The 20314-nt window shown below is 62.4% G+C and carries 22 protein-coding genes and 2 pseudogenes; 13 read left to right on the top strand and 11 right to left on the bottom strand.

What is annotated here, in order from left to right:
• Positions 1-26: 26 nt before the first annotated feature.
• Positions 27-944, bottom strand: coding sequence for an alpha/beta fold hydrolase (locus N0Q91_RS08235; RefSeq protein ID WP_275597820.1), 918 nt, complete (start codon positions 942-944; stop codon positions 27-29).
• Between the two features lie 44 nt (positions 945-988).
• On the opposite strand from N0Q91_RS08235, the gene N0Q91_RS08230 reads away from it, so the two are divergent.
• Entirely contained in the window at positions 989-1480 is a 492-nt protein-coding gene (locus tag N0Q91_RS08230) for a MarR family winged helix-turn-helix transcriptional regulator (RefSeq protein WP_275597819.1), read from the top strand.
• A 40-nt stretch (positions 1481-1520) separates the two neighbouring features.
• Here the strand turns inward: N0Q91_RS08230 and N0Q91_RS08225 are convergent, their stop codons facing one another.
• On the bottom strand, positions 1521-1895 hold the full coding sequence (locus N0Q91_RS08225) for a gamma-butyrobetaine hydroxylase family protein (RefSeq protein WP_275597818.1): 375 nt from the start codon (positions 1893-1895) through the stop codon (positions 1521-1523).
• A 158-nt stretch (positions 1896-2053) separates the two neighbouring features.
• On the opposite strand from N0Q91_RS08225, the gene moaA reads away from it, so the two are divergent.
• From moaA to mobB, 4 genes and pseudogenes are all read left to right on the top strand, one after another.
• Positions 2054-3103, top strand: a complete 1050-nt coding sequence (gene moaA, locus N0Q91_RS08220; protein ID WP_275597817.1) for a GTP 3',8-cyclase MoaA — start codon at positions 2054-2056, stop codon at positions 3101-3103.
• Between the two features lie 256 nt (positions 3104-3359).
• Positions 3360-4268, top strand: a complete 909-nt coding sequence (locus N0Q91_RS08215; protein WP_018095157.1) for a DMT family transporter — start codon at positions 3360-3362, stop codon at positions 4266-4268.
• A 48-nt stretch (positions 4269-4316) separates the two neighbouring features.
• Positions 4317-4397 (top strand): annotated as a pseudogene (locus tag N0Q91_RS08210) (molybdenum cofactor guanylyltransferase MobA); the annotation flags it as partial.
• Entirely contained in the window at positions 4394-4918 is a 525-nt protein-coding gene (gene mobB, locus N0Q91_RS08205) for a molybdopterin-guanine dinucleotide biosynthesis protein B (RefSeq protein ID WP_275597816.1), read from the top strand. The pseudogene N0Q91_RS08210 and the gene mobB, both read left to right, overlap by 4 nt.
• Before the next feature lie 106 nt (positions 4919-5024).
• On the opposite strand, the gene N0Q91_RS08200 is transcribed toward mobB, so the two are convergent.
• Positions 5025-7277: an OmpA family protein gene (locus tag N0Q91_RS08200; protein ID WP_275597815.1), complete on the bottom strand. Its 2253-nt coding sequence runs from the start codon at positions 7275-7277 to the stop codon at positions 5025-5027.
• Positions 7278-7683: 406 nt separating this feature from the next.
• On the opposite strand from N0Q91_RS08200, the gene N0Q91_RS08195 reads away from it, so the two are divergent.
• The 4 genes from N0Q91_RS08195 to N0Q91_RS08180 all read left to right on the top strand — a co-directional run bounded on the left by N0Q91_RS08195 (position 7684) and on the right by N0Q91_RS08180 (position 10736).
• Positions 7684-8466, top strand: coding sequence for an ABC transporter substrate-binding protein (locus N0Q91_RS08195; protein WP_275597814.1), 783 nt, complete (start codon positions 7684-7686; stop codon positions 8464-8466).
• A gap of 195 nt (positions 8467-8661) precedes the next feature.
• Positions 8662-9465 (top strand): ABC transporter permease, encoded by an 804-nt coding sequence (locus N0Q91_RS08190; protein ID WP_100673080.1) that lies wholly within the window; start codon positions 8662-8664, stop codon positions 9463-9465.
• Entirely contained in the window at positions 9462-10292 is an 831-nt protein-coding gene (locus tag N0Q91_RS08185; RefSeq protein WP_275597813.1) for an ABC transporter permease, read from the top strand. The genes N0Q91_RS08190 and N0Q91_RS08185 overlap by 4 nt, the downstream gene beginning before the upstream one ends.
• A 177-nt stretch (positions 10293-10469) precedes the next feature.
• Complete coding sequence (locus tag N0Q91_RS08180) at positions 10470-10736, top strand: usg protein (RefSeq protein ID WP_026168618.1); 267 nt, start codon at positions 10470-10472, stop codon at positions 10734-10736.
• A 28-nt stretch (positions 10737-10764) separates the two neighbouring features.
• On the opposite strand, the gene N0Q91_RS08175 is transcribed toward N0Q91_RS08180, so the two are convergent.
• Together N0Q91_RS08175 and N0Q91_RS08170 are read right to left on the bottom strand one after the other, a co-directional pair.
• A complete protein-coding gene (locus N0Q91_RS08175) occupies positions 10765-11469 on the bottom strand; it encodes an SDR family oxidoreductase (RefSeq protein ID WP_275597812.1) in 705 nt (234 codons plus the stop codon).
• Positions 11470-11587: 118 nt separating this feature from the next.
• Positions 11588-12313 (bottom strand): DUF2270 domain-containing protein, encoded by a 726-nt coding sequence (locus tag N0Q91_RS08170; RefSeq protein ID WP_198516786.1) that lies wholly within the window; start codon positions 12311-12313, stop codon positions 11588-11590.
• 286 nt (positions 12314-12599) lie between these two features.
• Here N0Q91_RS08170 and N0Q91_RS08165 point away from each other — a divergent pair, with 286 nt between their 5' ends.
• The 3 genes from N0Q91_RS08165 (at position 12600) to N0Q91_RS08155 (ending at position 15090) form a co-directional block, all read left to right on the top strand.
• Positions 12600-13427, top strand: a complete 828-nt coding sequence (locus N0Q91_RS08165; RefSeq protein ID WP_275597811.1) for a class I SAM-dependent DNA methyltransferase — start codon at positions 12600-12602, stop codon at positions 13425-13427.
• 68 nt (positions 13428-13495) lie between these two features.
• The gene (locus N0Q91_RS08160) at positions 13496-14365 is read left to right on the top strand and encodes an NAD(P)-dependent oxidoreductase (protein WP_275597810.1); all 870 of its coding nucleotides are present in this window, start codon (positions 13496-13498) and stop codon (positions 14363-14365) included.
• Positions 14362-15090 (top strand): DNA alkylation repair protein, encoded by a 729-nt coding sequence (locus tag N0Q91_RS08155; RefSeq protein WP_275597809.1) that lies wholly within the window; start codon positions 14362-14364, stop codon positions 15088-15090. Before N0Q91_RS08160 ends, N0Q91_RS08155 begins: the two co-directional genes overlap by 4 nt.
• 66 nt (positions 15091-15156) lie before the next feature.
• Here the strand turns inward: N0Q91_RS08155 and N0Q91_RS08150 are convergent, their stop codons facing one another.
• The 5 genes from N0Q91_RS08150 to N0Q91_RS08130 form a co-directional block, all read right to left on the bottom strand.
• A complete protein-coding gene (locus N0Q91_RS08150) occupies positions 15157-15567 on the bottom strand; it encodes a type II toxin-antitoxin system VapC family toxin (RefSeq protein WP_275597808.1) in 411 nt (136 codons plus the stop codon).
• Complete coding sequence (locus N0Q91_RS08145) at positions 15567-15839, bottom strand: type II toxin-antitoxin system VapB family antitoxin (RefSeq protein ID WP_275597807.1); 273 nt, start codon at positions 15837-15839, stop codon at positions 15567-15569. The genes N0Q91_RS08150 and N0Q91_RS08145 overlap by 1 nt, the downstream gene beginning before the upstream one ends.
• A gap of 307 nt (positions 15840-16146) precedes the next feature.
• On the bottom strand, positions 16147-16635 hold the full coding sequence (locus tag N0Q91_RS08140; RefSeq protein ID WP_003535303.1) for an Lrp/AsnC family transcriptional regulator: 489 nt from the start codon (positions 16633-16635) through the stop codon (positions 16147-16149).
• Between the two features lie 64 nt (positions 16636-16699).
• Positions 16700-17329 (bottom strand): uracil-DNA glycosylase family protein, encoded by a 630-nt coding sequence (locus N0Q91_RS08135; RefSeq protein ID WP_275597806.1) that lies wholly within the window; start codon positions 17327-17329, stop codon positions 16700-16702.
• Positions 17322-18041, bottom strand: a complete 720-nt coding sequence (locus N0Q91_RS08130; RefSeq protein WP_275597805.1) for a thermonuclease family protein — start codon at positions 18039-18041, stop codon at positions 17322-17324. Before N0Q91_RS08130 ends, N0Q91_RS08135 begins: the two co-directional genes overlap by 8 nt.
• A gap of 150 nt (positions 18042-18191) precedes the next feature.
• On the opposite strand from N0Q91_RS08130, the pseudogene N0Q91_RS08125 reads away from it, so the two are divergent.
• Positions 18192-19728: pseudogene (locus N0Q91_RS08125) on the top strand (sensor histidine kinase).
• 74 nt (positions 19729-19802) lie between these two features.
• Here the strand turns inward: N0Q91_RS08125 and N0Q91_RS08120 are convergent.
• Positions 19803-20216 (bottom strand): diacylglycerol kinase, encoded by a 414-nt coding sequence (locus N0Q91_RS08120; protein ID WP_100673072.1) that lies wholly within the window; start codon positions 20214-20216, stop codon positions 19803-19805.
• Positions 20217-20314 lie beyond the last annotated feature (98 nt).

The raw sequence follows: 20314 nt of genomic DNA, 5'->3' as shown, positions 1-20314 counted from the left end.
AATAGCATGACGACCTGATGACGCCATCAGGCGATTTTTGACATGGGAGCCTCTTTCCTGCGCTCCCAGAGAAATTCGTTGATCTTCTCGATGACCGGAGCGGCGGAAACGATGCGGCGATGCCCGAGACCGTTCGCCCAGTGCAATTCCACATTTGGTCCGACAGCGCCGTAGCGGCGCGCGTGATCGGCGGGGACCTCCTTGTCGTCCTCGGCATGGATGACCAGAACCGGCTTGCGGAGTGCCGCCAGGATGCGGGTGGCATCGAATCCCTCGATGCGACGCCCGGAGAGCCGCTCCACCATGCCCTCGAAAGCTGCCTGCGCCTTCGGCGCGAGCCCCAACATCCGGCCGAAGCCCCTGAAGAGCCAAGTCATTTCGCTTGGCGCACCGATCAGGACCAGTTTCCCCGGAACGCGCGCCGGTACGTCGCAGAGCACTGCCCCGGCCGCGCAGGCGAGGCTCGCGCCGCCGAAGGAATGGCCTATACCGACATCGAATCCGTCGAAATGGCGCCACGCCGCATCGATCGCCCTCACCGCTTGCGGCATGGTCAGCGTCCGCCCGGGCGACGCTCCATGACCCGGCAAGTCGAGCGCCACGACCTCCGCGCCCGAGGAGAGCAGGCCATCGATCAGCGTTGCCAGATAGTCGCTGCGAGATCCCCAGCCGTGCGCGACCAGTACCCGCGGCCCGCGACCGCCGTTGCGGCATTCGAAATGGCGAGCGGCAGCCCAGCCGCCCGCAAAGGACAACGTGACCTTCCGCGACCGTTGCATGATCGGCACTGCCGCTTTGAGCAGCGCCGCCTCCTTGCCGCTTTTTGGCTTTCGGCTCGGAGTGCGGCAGAAGATCCAGAATGCCGACTTGCCTGCCTTATCGGCCGAAAACGCGGAAACGGCCTTCAGCGATAGACGGATGACCTTGATCGCAAAGGATGGCATAGTGGAGCCTTCTAATGTTCAATCATGAACATAATTGTACAACGATGAACAAAAAGCAAGCACAGATCGAAAATCACCACTTTCCCTGGGATCACCCTCGTTTTCGAAGTTGGATCGCCGTTGCCCGCGCCTGTCAGCTGATGCAGCAGACATTGACGCGGCGGCTGAGCCATCTGGATGTGAAGCCGCCGCACCTGGACATCCTGGTCAATCTCTACCGCTTCGACGGCATCACCCAGCAGGAGCTTGCACGCAAGCTGCTCGTCGGCCGCTCGAACATGAGCATGCTGCTGCCGCAGCTCGAAAAGCGCGGCCTCATCGAAAGGCGAGGCGACGCAAGAGACAAACGCGTATTGCGTCTGTCGCTGACCTCAGCCGGAAGGACCTTGACCGAGGAAGCAATGGAAATTCAGACGGCGCTCATCGAGAGTTCGCACGGCGGGGAGCCGATCGAGGACTGCGTCAAGGTCGCCGAGTCGATGGAGCGGATCATCGCCACCCTGCTCAAGGAAGATGAATTGGCGGCGGGAGGCTGACCGAGGCTGCCGGTCGGCGGTCACCAAAGGCTGCGAGACGTCAGCGCGGCTTTTCGGTCTTGTCGCGCGACATACCCTTGTCGGCGAGCTCCTGCTCATAGGCCTTGAACAGCTCTTCGCCTTTCTCGCCGAGCTCCCGCAGGTAGGTCCAGGTATAGATGCCGGTGTCATGAGAATCGTCAAAACCGATTCGCACCGCGTAATTTCCCGTCGGCTGGACCGTGATGATCTGGACGTTGCGCTTGCCCGGAACCGTCACCCGCTGGCCCGGCCCGTGCCCTTGCACCTCTGCCGAGGGCGAGAGGACCCGCAGGAGTTCCGCGGATAGGTCGAAGGCCACGCCGTCGTCGAAGGTGACGGACAGGCGGTGGCGGTCCCTGGATATCCGCAGTTCGGTCGGCCAGAATTCGCTCATCGTCATTGCTCCGTGTTCGTCCCCGTTCAGTAAAGCAGAATTGAACGGCCGGAAATCGCCCCCAGAAGGCTTTCCAGATATTTGAAACAGTTTGCGACAGGATGCGCCTTGACGCGACCCTTTTTGACCACGACATTGAAAGCGCAGGGAGAAAAGACTTGAACACGGCCGCTATAGACCAGACCCACGCCAGACCGCTCGACACCACGACTGCCCCGATGGTCGATCCATTTGGCCGCGCGGTCACCTATCTGCGCGTCTCTGTCACCGACCGCTGCGACTTCCGCTGCACCTATTGCATGGCGGAGCACATGACGTTCCTGCCGAAGAAGGACCTGTTGACGCTGGAGGAACTCCAGCGGCTCTGTTCCGCCTTCATCGCCAAGGGCGTACGCAAGCTGAGGCTCACCGGCGGGGAGCCGCTGGTGCGCAAGAACATCATGTTCCTCATTCGCGAACTCGGCAAAGAGATCGAAGCGGGACGGCTGGACGAACTGACACTCACCACCAATGGCTCGCAGCTTTCGAAATTCGCCGCCGAACTCGTCGACTGCGGCGTGCGGAGGATCAATGTCTCGCTCGACACGCTCGATCCCGACAAGTTCCGCCAGATCACCCGCTGGGGCGAATTGGCAAGGGTGCACGAAGGCATCGACGCGGCGTTGGCAGCCGGATTGAAGGTGAAGATCAACGCCGTTGCCCTCAAGGACTTCAACGATGCCGAGATACCGGACCTGATGCGCTGGGCGCATGGCCGCGGCATGGATCTGACGCTGATCGAGACCATGCCGATGGGCGAAGTGGACGAGGACAGGACCGACCATTACCTGCCGCTCTCGGAGATGCGCAGGCGGCTCGGGGCCGACTTCACGCTCAATGACATTCCCTACCGCACCGGCGGCCCGGCCCGCTATGTCGAGGTCGCGGAGACCGGCGGGCGCCTCGGCCTGATCACGCCGCTCACGCACAATTTTTGCGAAAGCTGCAATCGCGTCCGGCTGACCTGCACCGGCACGCTCTATATGTGCCTCGGCCAGAACGACGCCGCCGATCTGCGCGCCGCACTGCGCGCCACCGACGACGACGCCTATCTCGGGCAGGTCATCGACGAGGCGATCGGCCGCAAGCCGAAGGGCCACGACTTCATCATCGACCGCGAACACAACCGCCCCGCCGTCGCCCGGCACATGAGCGTCACCGGGGGATAACAGTTTTGCCCCTCATCCGCTTGCCGGCACCTTCTCCCCGCAAGCGGGGCGAAGAGACAAGCGGCAATGCCTTGCTCGGCACGAGCGCCGCGGGCGATGCGCGTCATCTCCTACCTCATCGGCTTTGAAGCGCTCAGATCTTTGATCTTCCGGATGTTTTTGTCCTTTAATCGGATAGGATTTAAGGGAACATGCAGTAGGGATTCGCCACGCCGGGGAGGCTCGCGCCGTTCGGCCACAGCTATCAGGAATGAGAATGCGCTCGTCAGCCAATTTCCGCGGCATCGTCTTCATGTGCCTCGCGATGATCGGGTTCGCCTGCAACGATGCGCTGGTAAAATCGGTCACCGGCGCGATGAATACCGGCCAGATCATGTTCATCCGCGGGTTGCTGACGACGCTGATGGTGGTCGTAGTCGCATACCGGTTCGGCGCCTTCCGGCCGGTTCGGACGATCTTCAGGCCGGCCATCCTGCTGCGCATCGCCATGGAGGCGCTTGCATCGGTGACCTATATCTCCGCGCTCGGCCAGATCCCGCTCGCCAACGCTTCGGCGATCATGCAGGCACTTCCGCTGGCGGTCACGCTCGGCGCTGCGCTGTTCCTCGGCGAGCCCGTCGGCTGGCGGCGGTGGGCGGCGATCGTCGTCGGCTTCGCCGGCGTCCTCATCGTGTTGCGCCCCGGTCCCGAGGGCTTCACCGCGGCGGCCCTCACCGTCGTCGCCTGCGTCTTTTTCACTGCGACACGAGACCTCTGCACCCGCCGCATCGGCACCGACGTGCCGTCGCTGTACATCACGGTGACGACCTCACTCGTGACGACGCTGGTCGGTGCGGCCCTCATCGTCCCGCTCGGCGGCTGGCAACCGATGTCTACGACGTCGCTCAGCCATATCGCCGGCGCCAGTGTGCTTCTGATGCTCGGTTACCAGACGATCGTACTCGCGATGCGCGAGGGCGAGATCTCCGTGATTGCGCCATTTCGCTATATGAGTCTTCTCTGGTCGATCACCCTCGGAGTCGTCTTCTTCGCAGAGACGCCGGACCGCTGGATGCTGGCGGGCGTCGCCATCATCATCGGTTCCGGCCTTTATACGTTCTACCGCGAGAGCAAGCGCGGCCGGCGGGCGGTCGCGCAACGCGCACTCGGCGGCCCCCTGGAATAGCCGAGGACGTTCTCGATGCCAGACGGCCCCTCCCATGCCACCTTCCCTCCGGCAGTCAACATCAACACGCCCGAAGAGCTTCAGCGGGCTGAGGCCTGGTTGCCCTATATCGAGGATCGCGAACCATGAACGACCCCTTGCGCCCACCGAAGATTTTCGGCATCGCCGGCTGGAAGAATTCCGGGAAGACCGGCCTGATGGTCCGCCTTGTCAGCGAAATGACCCGCCGCGGCTACATGGTCTCCACGATCAAGCACGCGCATCACGACTTCGACATCGACAAGGTCGGCGCGGACAGCTACCGCCACCGCGAGGCCGGCGCGCACGAGGTAACGATCGTTTCGTCGACGCGCTTCGCGATCATGCATGAATTGCGTGGGGCGCCGGAGCCCACATTCGAAGAGATCTTGTCCCGGCTTGCCCCTTGCGACCTGGTACTGATCGAAGGCTACAAGCGCGAGCCTGTCCCGAAAATCGAGGCGCGCCGCGAGGAATCTGCCAATCGCGAACCGCTCGCACCGAACGATCCGCACATCCTGGCCATCGCTGCCGATCATTCGGTCGCGGACGCCGGCCTCCCCGTATTCGACCTGGACGACACGCAGGCGATCGCCGATTTCATCGAGAAGGTCATCGGACTGCGTGACTGACGGTCGAGCGGACGGCATCAATCCAAGCGCACAGGCGGGTTGCAGAACGCACAAATAATCGGGGCCGGTTTCCCGGCCCCGATGTCAGTTCGCACGCCTCGTTGATCTACCGCTGCGCTACAGGACGCACCAACGGCGTGACGCGGCGAATGGTGACGCGGCGGTTCTCCTGCTCCGGCCCGTCCGTGCGGATTTTGAGGAACCGCTCGCCATAGCCCTGGGTGACGAGGTTTTCGGCCGGGATGCCGTAGACCTCGGTCAGGAGCACTGCGACGGACTCGGCACGCTCGTCGGAAAGGACGAGGTTGGACTGGTCGGCGCCAACGGCATCCGTGTGACCCTCGATAAAGAAGGTTTCACCCGGATCCTTCTCCAGGATCTTGTTCATTGCCTCCGCGACGTTGCGCATGGTTTTCGCCTGCGACATCGATACCTCGGCGCTTCCCGTCGCGAAGGTGATGGTGTCGAGGTCGATTCGGCGAACCTTGTCGCGCAGGCGGGCGGAGTGACGCACCTCATCGATGGTGTAGACGCGTTCGACCAACTCGACCGGGGGTTCGGACAGGAACTCGTAGTAATCCCGGTCCGGATCCTCGGCGACATCGACGATATATTCGTCCACCGGTATCGTCAGGCGCATCGGTGGCAGGTCGTAACCTACGTCTATGATTGCGGGCCGGTCTTCTTCGTATTCCGGCGCGTACATCATGACGTATTCCTCGCCGTCACGATCGACGCGCGTGCGCGTCAGGATGTCTCCGTATTCGTTGTAGATGGTGACGATCCGATAGCCGCCCGGGCGGACGATCGTTTCACGGACGCGACCTCGCGAGAGATTTTCATAATAGCTCTCTTCCGAATTCCTGCGCAGGCGCGGCCGGTCGTCACCGCGCACGAAGATGCGATCGCCGACCCCGAGGATGACACGGTCCTCGTTTTCTTCGACGACCCTCACCTCCGTGACGTTGTTCTCGGTGGTGTTGTTGACGGTCGTGTTGTTGACCGTTGTGTTGTTGATGACGGTGTTGTTGATGATGTTGGTCGTCTGCGGCACCGCAAAGGTCGGCGCCTCCTCAACCCGCTCGCCCTCTTCGCTGAGCACAGCCTCGATCTTCTGAGGAATTTCTTCCCTGGCTTCGGCCGGGATCGCAGCCTGCGCCGCTGCATCGTCGGCCGGCGGTTCTACGCTCTCTTGGGTCGTACGCAATTCCTCGCGCTGCTTCCGCCGTGTTTCTCGCGCCTGGTTGCCGCCGGAAATGTCGGCATCCTTGTCGCTGTCGAGGACAGCCGCGCCTTTCTCGACAGGCAAGACGACGGTCTCGTCAGAGGCTGCGGGGTCCTCCGCGATTTTCTGCTTTTCTTCCGTCGAGCGCTCATCGACGACTTCGGGAGCCGGTTGGCCGGCGGGCTGCTCACCCTGCTGTTCAGCGGTTGCGGGTTGTTCGGCGCCGGGAATCGACTGCTGCTCGCCCTCGCCCGTCTGCTCGGCGGGCGTCTCTGTCGCGGGCTGCTTGGCGGTCGTGCCGCTCTCAGGTTCGGCGCTCGGCTGCTCGGCGGCCTTCTGTTCTTCCGTCTGCCGCTGCTCTTCGGCCTGTTGCTGGCGTCTCTTACGCGTAGGCTCCTGTTCCTCGGCCTGCTGCGGCGCGCCCTCCTCGGCTGCGGGCTGCTGCTCTTCCGCCTGCTGCTGACGCTTCTTGCGCTTGGGGGCCTCTTCTTCGGCCTGCTGGGGAGCACTCTCCTCGGCCGCAGGCTTCTGCTCTTCGGCCTGCTGCTGGCGCTTCTTGCGCTTGGGGGCCTCTTCTTCGGCCTGCCGCGGAGCGCTCTCTTCGGCTGCGGGCTGCTCTTCGGCCTGCTGCTGGCGTTTCTTGCGCCGGGGAGCCTCTTCTTCGGCCTGCTGCGGAGCGCTCTCTTCAGCCGCGGGCTGCTCTTCGGCCTGCTGCTGGCGTTTCTTGCGCCGCGGAGCCTCTTCTTCGGCCTGCTGCGGAGCGCTCTCTTCGGCTGCGGGCTGCTCTTCCGCCTGCTGCTGGCGCTTCTTGCGCCGCGGAGCCTCTTCTTCGGCCTGCCGCGGGGCGCCCTCTTCGGCTGCCGGCTGTTCTTCGGCCTGCTGCTGGCGCTTCCTGCGCGGCTTTTGCTGCTCCTCGGCCTGCGGCTGTTGCTCCTCCGCCTGCCCCTGCGATTCCTCGGCCTGACGCTGCTTGCGCTTCAGCAACAGCAGATCCTCGGGCGACTGTTGGCCCTCTCCTTCCTGAGCGACTTCGAACGGAGCAGTCAGGCTGTCAGCGAAGGCCGGCTGGATCATCAGGGAGGCCGAAAGAACGGGCAAGGCCACTGTTGCGAAAAGTCTGGATCGTATCGACATTTTTTTCTTCCTCTTGTTCGGAGGTCCTGACGCTGGTGTGCAAACGCGACTCCAATCGCCTCGCCCACCATGGCGCCCTCGTCACAGGGCCATGATCCGCGGTCCCGGCCTTTTTTGCCTCGGCCGAAATGCCGTAGCCGCAACGCCGCAACTGCGGATCGGTTCCGCTGCAAGGCCTATCGAAGGCGACATTAACCGGTCCTGAACGGCCCGTTCATCTTCTAGCGCAACTTATGCGACAATCGAAGGACTTGATTCGCGTCAAGTAGTGGGAAGCAAAGCTTTCCAGTTGATTTTTGCAGGAAATCCGTACGAATATCGCCGCAACCGGCGGCTTGAAGCTCCGGCGCCATTTGGCATCCGCGAAACAAGAAGAACCGGATGCCGAGCCAACAGAGAGGACATCATGCGTATTTCCAGACGTCTGGCAGCCACGGTATCGGCTGCCGTTTTCGTGCTTATGGCCGGCGCTGCCATGGCTGACGGCGAAAAGATCGTCATCGGTACCGAAGGCGCCTACCCGCCCTTCAACAATCTCGAGTCCGACGGCACGCTGACCGGCTTCGACATCGACATCGCCAAGGCGCTTTGCGAAGAGATGAAAGCCGATTGCACCTTCGTGACCCAGGAATGGGACGGCGCCATTCCGGCGCTGATCGCCAAGAAATTCGACGCGTTCATCGCGTCCATGTCGATCACCGAGGAACGCAAGGAAAAGGTCGACTTCACCAACAAGTACTACAACACGCCTCCGGCCATCGCGGTGCCGAAAGATTCGCCGATCACCGAGGCGACGGCAGCAGCCCTCTCCGGCAAAATGCTTGGCGCACAAAGTTCGACCACGCACTCCAACTATGCGGAAGCGCATATGAAAGAGTCGGAACTGAAGCTTTACCCGACCGCGGATGAATACAAGCTCGACCTCGCCAACGGTCGCATCGACGCGGCAATCGACGACGTCGTCGTGCTTTCGGAATGGCTCAAGACGGACGATGGCGCCTGCTGCAAGCTGCTTGGCACCCTGCCGATCGATCCGGTCATCAATGGCGAAGGCGCGGGTATCGCGCTCCGCAAGGGCGACAACGCTCTGCGCGAGAAGTTCAACAAGGCGATCGACGCCATCCGCGCGAACGGCAAGTACAAGGAAATCAACGAAAAGTACTTCCCCTTCGACGTCTACGGCAGCTGATCTCGGCGATTCCTGCACATCTTAGGGCTTTATGCCGGGAAAATCTCGGTTGATGAAGAAAATGCAACGGCGGACGGGCTTGCCCTTCCGCCGTTTTTGTTTGACAAGGAATCACGAAAATAAGCGTCTAGCGCGCGGCGCGGCTGAAGAACAAAAACGCGGTAGACGCCAGAATACGCAACGGGAACTATTGGCATGAGCGGACTGTTTGCCGCCCTTTCCTCCGGTCTCTCCTGGATCGGCGCGATCATCGATCCGCTATGCGGTCCTCTCGGGGTATTTCGGTGGTTCGGATCGGATACCCTTCTCGCGTGCGGAGACGCAGGCTGGGGCGATGAAATCGCCTATGGATTCCTCGTCACCGCCAGCCTGGCGATCGCGACCCTTCCAGTGGGATTGATCATCGGCTTCTTCATTGCGCTCGCCAAGCAATCCGAGGAAAGATCCCTGCGGCTGGCCGGCAACATCTATACGACAATTTTCCGAGGCCTGCCGGAGCTCCTTACGCTCTTCATCGTGTATTACGGCCTGCAGATCCTCGCCCAGCAGTTCCTGGCGACGATCGGTTATACGGGCGCCGTCGAGATCAGCGCCTTCGTTGCGGGGATGATCGCTCTGGGCGTGGTCTTTTCGGCCTATTGTTCCGAAGTGCTGCTTTCTGCCTTCAAGGCGATTCCCCACGGTCAGTACGAGGCCGGTGACGCGCTCGGCCTGCACCGGGGCAAGACGATGCGCCTCATCATTCTGCCTCAGCTCATCCGCATCGCGCTGCCCGGCCTCGGCAATCTCTGGATGGCGCTGCTCAAGGACACCGCCCTCGTCTCGGTCATCGGGCTGCCGGATATCCTGCGCCAAACCGGCGTCGCGGCCCGGGTGACCAAGCACGCTTTCGAATTCTTCGGCATCGCCTGCGTTCTGTTCCTCGTCCTGGCAATGATCTCCTCGGTCGTATTCTCGGCGCTCGAGCGCTCGACCAAGCGCGCGGAGGCACGCCGATGAGCATTGCCGAAACCATGATCCCGCCGCAGGCGCCCCCGCCGGCGCCGCCGAAGCCCTACACCTTCTCGCGCTTTTTCGGCAGCGTGGCGCTCGGCATCTGGCTGGCGCTCGGTGTCGGGATTTTCCTGACGGTCGTCAACGGCTGGGACCCGGAGAAATTCTCTCGCTATGGGCCGAGCTTCCTTTCCGGTCTTGGGGTGACACTGACACTCGTCACCTCCTCCATCCTCATGGGCGCCGTCGTTTCGCTGCCGGTGGCGCTCGGGCGCATGTCGAAGAACAGATTATGGGGCTGGTTTGCCTACGCCTATGTCTACTTCTTCCGCGGGACGCCGCTCATCACCCAGCTCTTCCTCATCTATTACGGGCTCGGCAGCTTCCGTCCGCAGCTCGAATCCGCGGGACTGTGGTGGTTCTTCCGCGATGCCTGGAACTGTGCGCTGTTTACCTTCACGCTGAACACCGCCGCCTATCAGGCGGAAATCCTGCGCGGCGCCATCGAAAGCGTGCCGCGCGGCCAGCGCGAGGGGGCGGCCGCGCTCGGCCTGCCGGAACGCGTAGCCTTCTTCAAGGTCATTCTGCCCCAGGCGATGATCGTTGCGCTGCGCCCCTACGGCAACGAAATCATCCTGATGATCAAGGGCTCGGCAATCGTGGCGATCGTCACGGTCTTCGACCTCATGGGTGAGACTCGGCGCGCCTTTTCCCGGACCTTCGACTACCAGATGTATATATGGGCCGCGATCCTCTATCTGCTGATGGTGGAGTTGCTGCGCAACATCTGGGGCTGGCTCGAAGCCCGCCTGACCCGCCATCTGAAGCGCTGAACGCGCCTCGGGCCGCAAGCCGGACTCCGGTGGCCGGCTTGGCAGCACTCGCCGTCATCTGCTGCCAAGCGCTTGTTTTTGTAGGTCATTTCTCGCTTCACTCACCTACATTAACGCTTGATTAAGCAATTAAGCGCTCCATCATAGAGACCAACCTTTGTGAAAAGTGAGGTCCGCATGACGAACGACATGGAACTGCAGCTCAAGGGTTACGGGCTGACGACGGCTCAGATACTTTATCGGATGCCCGACCACCCGGCTTTCCTGCAGACATACATCTGGCAACACTACGACATCGCGCCGGACTTTCCGGAAATGCACAGCTTCCTCAAATTCTGGCAGGAGAAGCTGGACGGCCCGCTGCATTCGGTACGCTATGTGCACCGAAAGCTGATTTCGGCCTCCGAATGGCGGGCTCTCCAGGGAGAGTTTATCGTCCATTAGGTTCCGGCGCACGTCGTTGTCGGATATGTCAGACGGATCGGGTGATGCCGCCGTCGATCCGGATGTTCTGGCCGGTGATATAGCCTCCGCGATCGCTTGCGAGCAGGGCGATCAACTCGGCCACCTCCTCCGATGCGCCGTAACGTCCCATCGGAATCCGCTGACGCCGTTCCTCCGTTTCGGGCAGACTGTCAATAAAGCCGGGCAGAACATTGTTCATGCGGACATTGTCGGCGGCATACCGATCGGCGAACAGTTTGGTGAAAGCCGCAAGCCCGGAACGGAAGACCCCCGACGTCGGAAACAAGGGGTCGGGTTCGAAGGCGGCGTAGGTGGAAATATTGACGATGCTGCCGGATTTCTGCTCCACCATGATCGGCGTCACCAGCCGGGTTGGCCGCACGACATTGAGGAAATAGACATCCATACCCCGGTGCCATTCCTCGTCGGTGAGTTCGAGCACCGGAGCCCGCGGGCCGTGCCCTGCCGAATTGATCAGCGCATCCACGCGCCCCCAGGCATCATAGGCTGCGTCGACGAGCCGCTTCAGATCGTCGTTCGACCGGTTAGATCCGGTAACGCCGATTCCGCCGAGTTCCTTGGCGAGCGCCTCGCCCTTGCCGGACGAAGAAAGGACGGCAACCCTGTAACCCTCTGCCGCCATCCTCCTTGCCGCCTCGGCCCCCATGCCGGAACCGCCGGCCGTGACGATCGCCACCTTCTGTTCGCTCATCTTGTGCTCCTTTTGGCATGACCGAGAGAAGCGCAGTTGAAGCAGGCCTGCGCGCCCGCATCAACTGAGAATTTCTGAAGGCGGGATCAGCAATGCGGCGCAGCGGTGCACGCAGGTCTCAGACATGAACCTCGCCATGCGCCAATTCGCCGGCGCCTGTCGCCCTGTGGAGCGAACCGTAGAGCACGACCGCATAGAAGAGCGCGACGCCGATCGCCACGGCAAGGCCAGGCACGGGACCAAGAGCGGCGTTCTCGGCAACATCGGCCCAGGAACGGACATGGCCGAAAGGCTCTCCCGTGCTCGAAATCTTCGGGGAGGAAATCTTCAGCGCCCATGCCAGGAGCAGGATCAGGTACATCCAGCAATAATTGCGCTGTAACCGCCGGCAGAGGGCCTCCCTGTAGCCCATCAGGAAAGCCGGCTGGCGCAGGCTCTTGGCGATCGACACCGACCATTTGAAGCTCGGCGTGCCTTCAGGGCACAAAATTTGCGCGAAGTAGCCGCGTTCCATCTGGCGCACGCGGGCGCGATAGACGTCGAAGAAACGGTAACGCCGCGCTTCGATCAGCAGCAACAGGCTGATGAGCAGCATGGCAAAGAGAAGAACACCGTGATGGGACGACGGCGTCGAGAGCGAGACCGAAAGCATCGCTGCGACCACGGTGATCGCCCAGTTCGATGTTCGGTCTATGCGGTCCCGCCAACCGGCCATCCGCCCGATTTCGCCGCGATAATAGTGGATGATCGCGTTGATCGTCTCCTGCGGTGTCTGCGGCAGAGGCGGCGTCTGCCGCTCCGGTATCTCCGTTTCCAATGTCAACGGGCTCAATTCGGCAGACATCGGCATTCCTCCCGATTTTTCATTCTTTTAGGAATGATGACTCCTTTTCGATCAAGGTTAAATGGCGCGCGTCCCCGACCTGGTCAAAATCTTTACCGCAGGCGAATGTTCCCATCGCCGCCTCGGCGGGACCTCTCCTCGGGCCGCGAGGTGGTTTAATCCCACATTGACGGAAACCGTCGCCGTTCCGCCAAAGAACAGGTTATTATCGAGCTGAAACGGTCAGTGACAGGGACGGCCGCGACCGGCGATTGTCAAAGGCCGCCGGGGGTCGTATGAAGCGCCCATGACGCAGAAAATCAAGAAGATCGACGAGGAGGCCCTCGCAGAGGCCTATAACCGCGCGCTTGCCTTGGAGAAGTCCGGGCATTTCGACGCGGCGGCCGCCGCATATCGGGAAGTCCTGGAAATCGACCCGGAGGACCACGGCGGCGCCGCCGTTCGGCTTGCATCGATGGGGCGGGGCGAGACGCCGCTCAAGGCTTCGGACGCCTATGTGGCAACGCTCTTCGATCAGCACGCCGACGTCTTCGACAATGTTCTCGTCGACCAGCTCCACTATTGCGTGCCACTGCTCGTGCGCCAGCGGCTTCAGGCGCTCGGGCTCGGACCGTTCAAGCGGATTCTCGATCTCGGCTGCGGCACCGGGCTGACCGGAGGCGCGCTACGCGACATGGCGGAAGATATAACCGGCGTGGACCTTTCGGAAAACATGGTTGAGATCGCCCATGAGAAGGACCTCTACGAGACGCTCTATGTCGCAGAGGCGGTCGATTTCCTCGACGACAATGACGACGAACCGTTCGACCTGATCGCCGCAACCGACGTCCTGCCCTATATCGGCGCCTTGGAGCCGCTGTTCTTCGGCGCAGTCGACAATCTGGTGCCGGGCGGGCTCCTGATCTTCTCGAGCGAGAGCCTGCCGGGCGAGACCCCGGCGGGACAAGGCTTCGCCGTCGGACCGCACCAGCGCTTCGCCCACTCGGAAACCTACCTGCGCGAGCGCCTGGCGGCGACCGGGTTCGAGATCGTCGACATCACCGACATCACGGTGCGCATGGAGGAAGGCGAGCCGATTGCCGGCCAATTGGTGACCGCCCGCTTCAAACCCTGATTGCAGGCTGCTGCGGCCGCGGCTATCGTCGGCCGCAAACACGCCATCGATAAGGGAGTCTCAAGGAAATGGCCAAAGTCGCATTCATTGGTCTCGGCGTCATGGGGTATCCGATGGCCGGTCATCTCAAGGCCCGCGGCGGGCACGATGTGACGGTCTATAACCGGACTGCAGCCAAGGCGGAGCAATGGGCAGCCGCATTCGGCGGCCGGACCGCCGCAACGCCAGCCGAAGCGGCCAAGGGCCAGGATTTCGTCTTCGCCTGCGTCGGCAATGACGACGACCTCCGCTCCGTCACCACGGGAGAGAACGGCGCCTTCAAAACGATGGCAGCCGGGTCGATCTTCATCGACAACACGACGGCATCGGCCGCGGTTGCCCGCGAGCTCTACGCCGCGGCGGCGGCGAAGGGTGCGCATTTCATCGACGCGCCGGTCTCCGGCGGGCAGGCCGGAGCGGAAAACGGCGTGCTCACCGTCATGTGCGGGGGCGATGCGGGAGCCTTCGACAAGGCCAGGCCCGTCATCGACGCCTATGCCCGGATGGTCGGCTTGATGGGCCCCGCCGGCGCCGGCCAACTGACCAAAATGATCAATCAGATCTGCATCGCAGGCCTCGTCCAGGGGCTCGCAGAGGGAATCCACTTCGGCAAGAAAGCAGGACTCGACATCGAGAAGGTGATCGAGGTCATCTCCAAGGGAGCGGCCGGTTCCTGGCAGATGGAAAATCGCCACAAGACCATGAACGAAGGCAAATATGACTTCGGCTTCGCGGTCGACTGGATGCGCAAGGATCTGGACATCGTCCTTGCCGAGGCCAGGCGCAACGGCGCCAAGCTTCCGGTGACCGCCCTCGTCGACCAGTTCTACGGCGACATCCAGGCGGTCGGCGGCAATCGCTGGGATACGTCTTCCCTGCTCGCCCGGCTCGAAAAATGACGCCGGCCCCGGCGTCGACGGCGGAAGAGATCATCGAATATCTCCGCGCCCTCGGCTCGGACGAAAACATCGCCGGCATGGCGCGCTTCGGCATTGCGACCGAAACCGCCCTGGGCGTTTCGAACGTTGAGCTTCGTCGCGTCGCGCGCAGGGTAAAGACCGACCATGCCCGTGCGCTCGACCTCTGGACCTCCGGCATCCGCGAAGCACGCCTGCTGGCAGCGTTCACCGCGGACCCGAAGGCGCTGACGCTTGCTGAAGCGCGGCAATGGGCGAATGCCTGCGACTCCTGGGAAGTGGTCGATACCGTTGCCGACCTCTTCGTCGGAGCGCGCCTCGAGCAAGTGCTCATTCCTGAATTCGCCGCCGATGAGCGGGAATTCGTCCGCCGCCTGGCCTTCGCGATGATCGCAACAGCCGCCGTGCATCTCAAGAAGGAGCCGGATTCGACGCTGCTTGCCTGGCTGCCGCTGATCGAGGCTCACGCCGCCGACGAGCGCAACTTCGTGAAGAAGTCGGTCAATTGGGCACTCAGGCAGATCGGCAAGCGCAGCCCCGCCTGCCACGGACCGGCCCTGGCGCTCGCGCAAAAGCTCGCGGCGAGCACGGACCGTACGGCACGATGGACGGGCAAGGACGCGTTGCGCGAACTGACGAACAGCAGGGTCCGCCAGCGGCTTTCCAGCGGCTCGCGAATGGTTTCTCAAGTCAAGCCCGAGTTTTAACCGAGCCTGACAAACCTCGTTCTTCGAGGCCTCGCCATTCTTCATCTCCACCCGGACTCTCTGCGTCTAGCGCGCCAGTCCAGATTGAACGTCGGTGAGCGCGAAATCGTGGCCAACGTAGAGAAGAGGGGCGGAATGCCGTTTGGCCAGGGCATAGGCGAAGCAATCGCCGAAGTTCAGGCCGCCCCGCGTGCCGAATCCCTTGCCGTAATCCAGACGCGCCCTCATGGCGGCACGGGCAAGGTTATCGTCTATGGGCGCAATCGCTATGCCGAAGTCGGACAGAAACGCGTCGAGATCGGCAATCGCCTCATGCCAGTCTCCATCCTTGATCCTGCCGGCCATGACAGTACCGGCTTCGACATAGTTCACAGCCGATATGAGGCGCAGGGCCTCTGTTTGAAGAGCGGCCATGCAGTCAGGCGCTTCCGCCTCCTCGAACATGATCGCGATGATGGCGGACGCGTCCACGACCATCAACGGGGAACACCGAGTTCTTCAGCCGTATCGCCAACCGCTTCATCCCATTCCTGTTTCGTGACCGGACGGCGATCGTAGCGGCCGGCGCGCTCGCGGACGAAGGCCTTCATGCGCGCAACATAGTCGGCCTGCGCCTCCCGCTCGGCACGCAGCCGTTCCAGCCGCTCGCGCATGGCCTGCGTGATGGCGTCGGTCATGGTTTCGCCGGTCAGGCGAGACAACTCCCGCGCCAGCCGGTCCGCTTCCTCTGTCTTGATGCTCAGGGCCATGGCAACCACCTATCTAGATATGCAATCTAGATAGCATTTCCGACCCGATGTTTCAACGGAAAGGGTCGAAATCCCGGCCGCTACTAATCGTCATCACCGGTTGAATGGCCTCTATGGCGGCACGCAGTCGTCAAACCTGCCCGTGGATGGCGGGTGGAGAGGTTCGCGCCGGAGAAAGGGTAGCGGGAGCCGTATCGAACCATCGAGATCGGCATTGCACGCGGCTGGGCAGCCGCATGTCTTGAGGACCTATCGCAGCATCCCTCCGCGTCATACCCGGCTTGAGCGAGGATAACGACCCGGTCTTCTAGTCCTCGCTCGACTTCGCCTGGTCGATGACCATGTAATCGAGCGGCAGCTGCGTCGTATACTTGATCTGCTCCATTGCGAAGGCCGAGGAGACGTCGCGGATCTCGATCTTGGCGATCAGCCGCTTGTAGAAGGCATCATAGGCGGCGATATCCGGCACGACCACGCGCAGGAGATAATCCACGTCGCCGCTCATGCGATAGAATTCCACCACTTCCGGAAAATCCGCCACGACTTCGGAGAACCGCCGCAGCCACTCCATCGAATGCGAATTGGTGCGCACGGAAACGAATACGGTGACCTTGGTGTTGACCTTCACCGGATCGAGAAGCGCGACACGGCGGCGGATCACGCCTTCCTCTTCCATCTTCTGGATGCGCCGCCAGCACGGCGTCGTGGAAAGCCCGACCTTCTTGGCGAGGTCGGCTACGGCCAAGGTCGAGTCTTCCTGCAACAGCCGCAGGATCTTGCGGTCTAGGCGATCCATGGAAAATCCTCTCGAATATTTTTCCCTCTATAGCGCGGTAATTGTGAAAATAAAGAAAATTGTTTCACGTCGTCAGCGCCCTCACCCGTTCGCGCAGGAAGGGCAGCAACTCGGCCTCAAACCAGGGATGACGCCGGAGCCAACCGGTATTGCGCCAGCTCGGATGCGGCAGCGGCAATACGCAGACGCCGGAATTGCGTCTCGCGTAGCGTTGCCAGTTGCGCACGGTCTCCGTCATGGATTTGGGACACTCCCTTCCGAGATGCCAACGCTGCGCATAATGACCGACCGCAAGCACCAGCTCGATCTGCGGCATCGCGTCCATCACCCTCTGCCGCCACAGCGGCGCGCATTCGCTTCTCGGCGGCCGGTCGCTGCCGTGGCTGTCGTAGCCCGGGAAACAGAAACCCATCGGCACGATGGCGAAATTTTGCGGATCGTAGAATGCCGCCCGGTCCACCGACAGCCATTGCCGCAGCCGATCGCCAGAGGCATCGTTGAAGGGAAGGCCGCTTTCATGGACCCGCAATCCGGGCGCCTGCCCGGCGATCAGAATCCGCGCCGACGCGGAAAGCACCGCCACCGGCCTCGGCTCGTGCGGCAGCCGGTGGTCTTCGCCGCGCGCCGGCTCGTCACGGCATCGGCGACAGATCGAGATCGCCGCCCTCAACGCCTGCAGCCGCTCCTCAGTCACCGCCGATCCTCGCCATGATCGCGCTCGAATACTCCTGAAGCCATTGGATAATGGCCGCCAGCCAGTCACCCGCCCGGTGCGGGGTCTCCTCTGCACCGCCGTTCGAACGCCGCCATTCCTGCGGCCTGACGAAATCGCCGCCCCAGAGCCCTCGCCGGCCCGTTCGCGCCGTTTCCTCTTCGTCACGGTAGAGCCCATAGCTGACCGCATGACCGGAGAGGACCATTTCTCTTCCGAGGTCGGTCCCGCCAGCCGCGCAGACACCGAGTTCCCGACCATAGCGATCATGGCCATGGAGCCGGCAGACGGTCGCCGTTCCCGCGATGAGAGCAATCAACCGTTGCCGCGCCTGGGCGCCGCAGTCCCACGCGGTTTCCCCGCGTCGACACATCTGGCCGATCTCCGGGGCATCGATGCCTTCGATGCGTATGCGGCGTCCGTCGAGCCGCAGGCTGTCGCCATCGCTCACCGACGCCGAGCCGCGCAACTCGCCGGTCACGGGCCGTTCCGACGGCGGCAGCTGCGCGGCTATGTAGGCGCCGATGCCGAGCAGGATCAGGAAAATCCAACCGCCGGCCATGCCGCCGCTGCCGGACGGTCTCCTGCGCCGCTCGGGAAACCCGGAGCGACCAAATCCAAAGCGCCTTCCGGAAGAGCCCGGGCCTGCGCCGCTGCCGCCGACGATCCGGAATCTGCGGTTTTCCGACTTCACGCCCCACGCCTCCTCGTGTTGTTCTTCCTGCCCATCCCGGCCTCGAAAACCGCAATCGCGCCACAATGGTTGCCGAATCCTTCATGGGGGCAGCAACTTCTTAAGGATTGCATCCTAGAGTGCAAGCTGAACCCAATCCTGACCAGAAGCATGAGCATCGCCGCCAGCACATCGACCGACAAGATCATCGTGGACAAGTCGCGGAGCCATCGAAACAAGGCTGTTTCGAAGACCGTTCGCGCGACGCGTCAGCGGCTGCAGACCGGTTCCTCGGCACCCTCCGGCTTCGAACGGGAAATGCTCCTGCTACACATCGAGTTCCGTGCTCCACGGCGCGATGGCCCTGCCCCTCCTCGTGATCCTGATCGCCGCCAGCGGCATCTACCTCTCGGGCGACCCGCATTTTCTCGCCTGGGCCTTGTTGGCGCTTTCCGCGCATGCGGTCACCATCTTTCTCGCGCGAAAGGCCAAGCGCGAGGATGTGGTCGCCGAGAAAGTGTCCGTCTGGCGCCGCCGCTTCCTCGCCGGCCAGATGCTGACCGGCCTTTGCTGGGCGATCTTCACGCTCCCGGATTGTGCGTCCTGCGGCGAGATCGCTTCCGGTCTCTTCGAGGGAACGGTGCTCTTCATTGCCCTTGCGGTCACCGCCATGGGCACTTTTCTGTTGCGGAACGCCCTCTATTACACGTTTCTGCCTGTCATGGCCGCGCTCGGCTTCTCCTCACTCACGACCGGTGATGCGGTCGATGTCGGCCTCACGGGCATTCTGGCGCTCTCGCTTGTCTTTCTGGCGTTCATGACCGACAGGATGAACCGCGCCAACGTCCATATCCTATCGGTACAATCCGAGAAGGACGATCTCATCGCCGAACTCGAGGTGGCGAAGTCCATGTCGGACGAGGCTCGCCGCCGCGCCGAAGAGGCGAATCTCGCCAAATCGCGTTTCCTGGCCTCGATGTCGCACGAGCTGCGCACGCCGCTCAATGCCATCCTCGGCTTCTCGGAGGTCATGTCGACAGAGGTGCTCGGACCGCTCGCCAACCCGACCTACAAGGAATACACGCTGGACATCCATCGCTCCGGCGAGCACCTCTTGAATCTCATCAACGAAATTCTCGATCTTTCGCGTATCGAAGCCGGCAAGTACGAGCTCAGCGAGGATGCGGTAAATCTGGCGGAAATCGTCGAGGATTGCATCGGCATGGTTCAGCTCCGTGCGCGCGGCAAGAACATAACCATGGGCCATCAGTTCGAACAGGCGATGCCGTCCGTCTGGGCGGACGAGAAAGCCATGCGCCAGGTGACCCTCAACCTTCTTTCGAATGCCGTCAAGTTCACCCCGTCGGGCGGTGAGGTCAGCGTAAAAGTCGGCTGGACCGCCGGCGGCGGGCAATATCTTTCGATCAGAGACAACGGCCCCGGCATTCCGGAAGAGGAGATCCCGATCGTCCTATCCGCCTTCGGCCAGGGTTCGATCGCCATCAAGAGCGCCGAACAGGGCACCGGCCTCGGTCTGCCGATCGTCCAGGCGATCCTCGCCAAGCATGGCGGTCAGTTCATCCTGCGCTCGAAGCTCCGGGAAGGTACCGAGGCGATCGCTATCCTGCCGCCGCGTCGCGTTCTGCAGAGCTTGCCCCCGGTCGAGGACGTCCCGTCCCTCACCCGCCGGCGAAGGAGCTTCGCGTAAACGCTTGCCGGGCGTGCTCCACTTCTTCATTCCCGTGCCTGTCACGGAAATGAGGGTGGTGCCGGCGTCGCGGATCAGCCCAGGAAGCGAGCGAGAAATATCACGTACAGCGCATAAGCCGCATTGGCGAGAATGAGGCAAAGGCACGCGAAGGAGCCGAGATCCTTGGCGTTCCTGCCCATCTCCGAGATCTCCGGCGAGACGCGGTCAACAATCTCCTCGATCGCGGTGTTGATCGCCTCAAAGGCCATCATCAGCAGAAACAGGATTGCCATCGCGACATACTGGAACAGGTTCGCGCCGACGATCGTGAACGCGACCATCGCGACGGCGAAGGCGATGAGTTCGTGCCGAAAGGCCGCCTCGCCGATCAGGCGCTTCGCACCGCCGAAGGAATAGCTGGCCGCCGCGAAAAGGTGCCGGAAGCCACGATGCTTCTGAACGGGCGCGGTGGCGCCGTTGCGGGAGGTAGTGTTCTTGACGTCCATTTCTTCTCGCGGGTTGGGAGAGGGCACAGCTTCGACGTTCCTATTGAGGCGAATCAAAGGCGGTGGCAATGCCGCATTGCGAGGCCACCCGAACCGAA

Origin of the sequence: Sinorhizobium prairiense (genome assembly GCF_029201645.2) — a bacterium.
Classification (GTDB): Bacteria; Pseudomonadota; Alphaproteobacteria; order Rhizobiales; family Rhizobiaceae; genus Sinorhizobium; species Sinorhizobium meliloti_A.
The sequence above is the reverse complement of the archived record's forward strand: the minus strand, read 5'-3'. Positions and strand labels throughout refer to the sequence as shown.

What these genes read in the sequence shown, in the direction of transcription:
- N0Q91_RS08235 (WP_275597820.1), bottom strand. Translation starts at nt 944, where the DNA reads ATGCCATCCTTTGCGATCAAGGTCATCCGTCTATCGCTGAAGGCCGTT.
- N0Q91_RS08230 (WP_275597819.1), top strand. Translation starts at nt 989, where the DNA reads ATGAACAAAAAGCAAGCACAGATCGAAAATCACCACTTTCCCTGGGAT.
- N0Q91_RS08225 (WP_275597818.1), bottom strand. Translation starts at nt 1,895, where the DNA reads ATGAGCGAATTCTGGCCGACCGAACTGCGGATATCCAGGGACCGCCAC.
- N0Q91_RS08215 (WP_018095157.1), top strand. Translation starts at nt 3,360, where the DNA reads ATGCGCTCGTCAGCCAATTTCCGCGGCATCGTCTTCATGTGCCTCGCG.
- mobB (WP_275597816.1), top strand. Translation starts at nt 4,394, where the DNA reads ATGAACGACCCCTTGCGCCCACCGAAGATTTTCGGCATCGCCGGCTGG.
- N0Q91_RS08200 (WP_275597815.1), bottom strand. Translation starts at nt 7,277, where the DNA reads ATGTCGATACGATCCAGACTTTTCGCAACAGTGGCCTTGCCCGTTCTT.
- N0Q91_RS08195 (WP_275597814.1), top strand. Translation starts at nt 7,684, where the DNA reads ATGCGTATTTCCAGACGTCTGGCAGCCACGGTATCGGCTGCCGTTTTC.
- N0Q91_RS08190 (WP_100673080.1), top strand. Translation starts at nt 8,662, where the DNA reads ATGAGCGGACTGTTTGCCGCCCTTTCCTCCGGTCTCTCCTGGATCGGC.
- N0Q91_RS08185 (WP_275597813.1), top strand. Translation starts at nt 9,462, where the DNA reads ATGAGCATTGCCGAAACCATGATCCCGCCGCAGGCGCCCCCGCCGGCG.
- N0Q91_RS08180 (WP_026168618.1), top strand. Translation starts at nt 10,470, where the DNA reads ATGACGAACGACATGGAACTGCAGCTCAAGGGTTACGGGCTGACGACG.
- N0Q91_RS08175 (WP_275597812.1), bottom strand. Translation starts at nt 11,469, where the DNA reads ATGAGCGAACAGAAGGTGGCGATCGTCACGGCCGGCGGTTCCGGCATG.
- N0Q91_RS08170 (WP_198516786.1), bottom strand. Translation starts at nt 12,313, where the DNA reads ATGTCTGCCGAATTGAGCCCGTTGACATTGGAAACGGAGATACCGGAG.
- N0Q91_RS08165 (WP_275597811.1), top strand. Translation starts at nt 12,600, where the DNA reads ATGACGCAGAAAATCAAGAAGATCGACGAGGAGGCCCTCGCAGAGGCC.
- N0Q91_RS08160 (WP_275597810.1), top strand. Translation starts at nt 13,496, where the DNA reads ATGGCCAAAGTCGCATTCATTGGTCTCGGCGTCATGGGGTATCCGATG.
- N0Q91_RS08155 (WP_275597809.1), top strand. Translation starts at nt 14,362, where the DNA reads ATGACGCCGGCCCCGGCGTCGACGGCGGAAGAGATCATCGAATATCTC.
- N0Q91_RS08150 (WP_275597808.1), bottom strand. Translation starts at nt 15,567, where the DNA reads ATGGTCGTGGACGCGTCCGCCATCATCGCGATCATGTTCGAGGAGGCG.
- N0Q91_RS08145 (WP_275597807.1), bottom strand. Translation starts at nt 15,839, where the DNA reads ATGGCCCTGAGCATCAAGACAGAGGAAGCGGACCGGCTGGCGCGGGAG.
- N0Q91_RS08140 (WP_003535303.1), bottom strand. Translation starts at nt 16,635, where the DNA reads ATGGATCGCCTAGACCGCAAGATCCTGCGGCTGTTGCAGGAAGACTCG.
- N0Q91_RS08120 (WP_100673072.1), bottom strand. Translation starts at nt 20,216, where the DNA reads ATGGACGTCAAGAACACTACCTCCCGCAACGGCGCCACCGCGCCCGTT.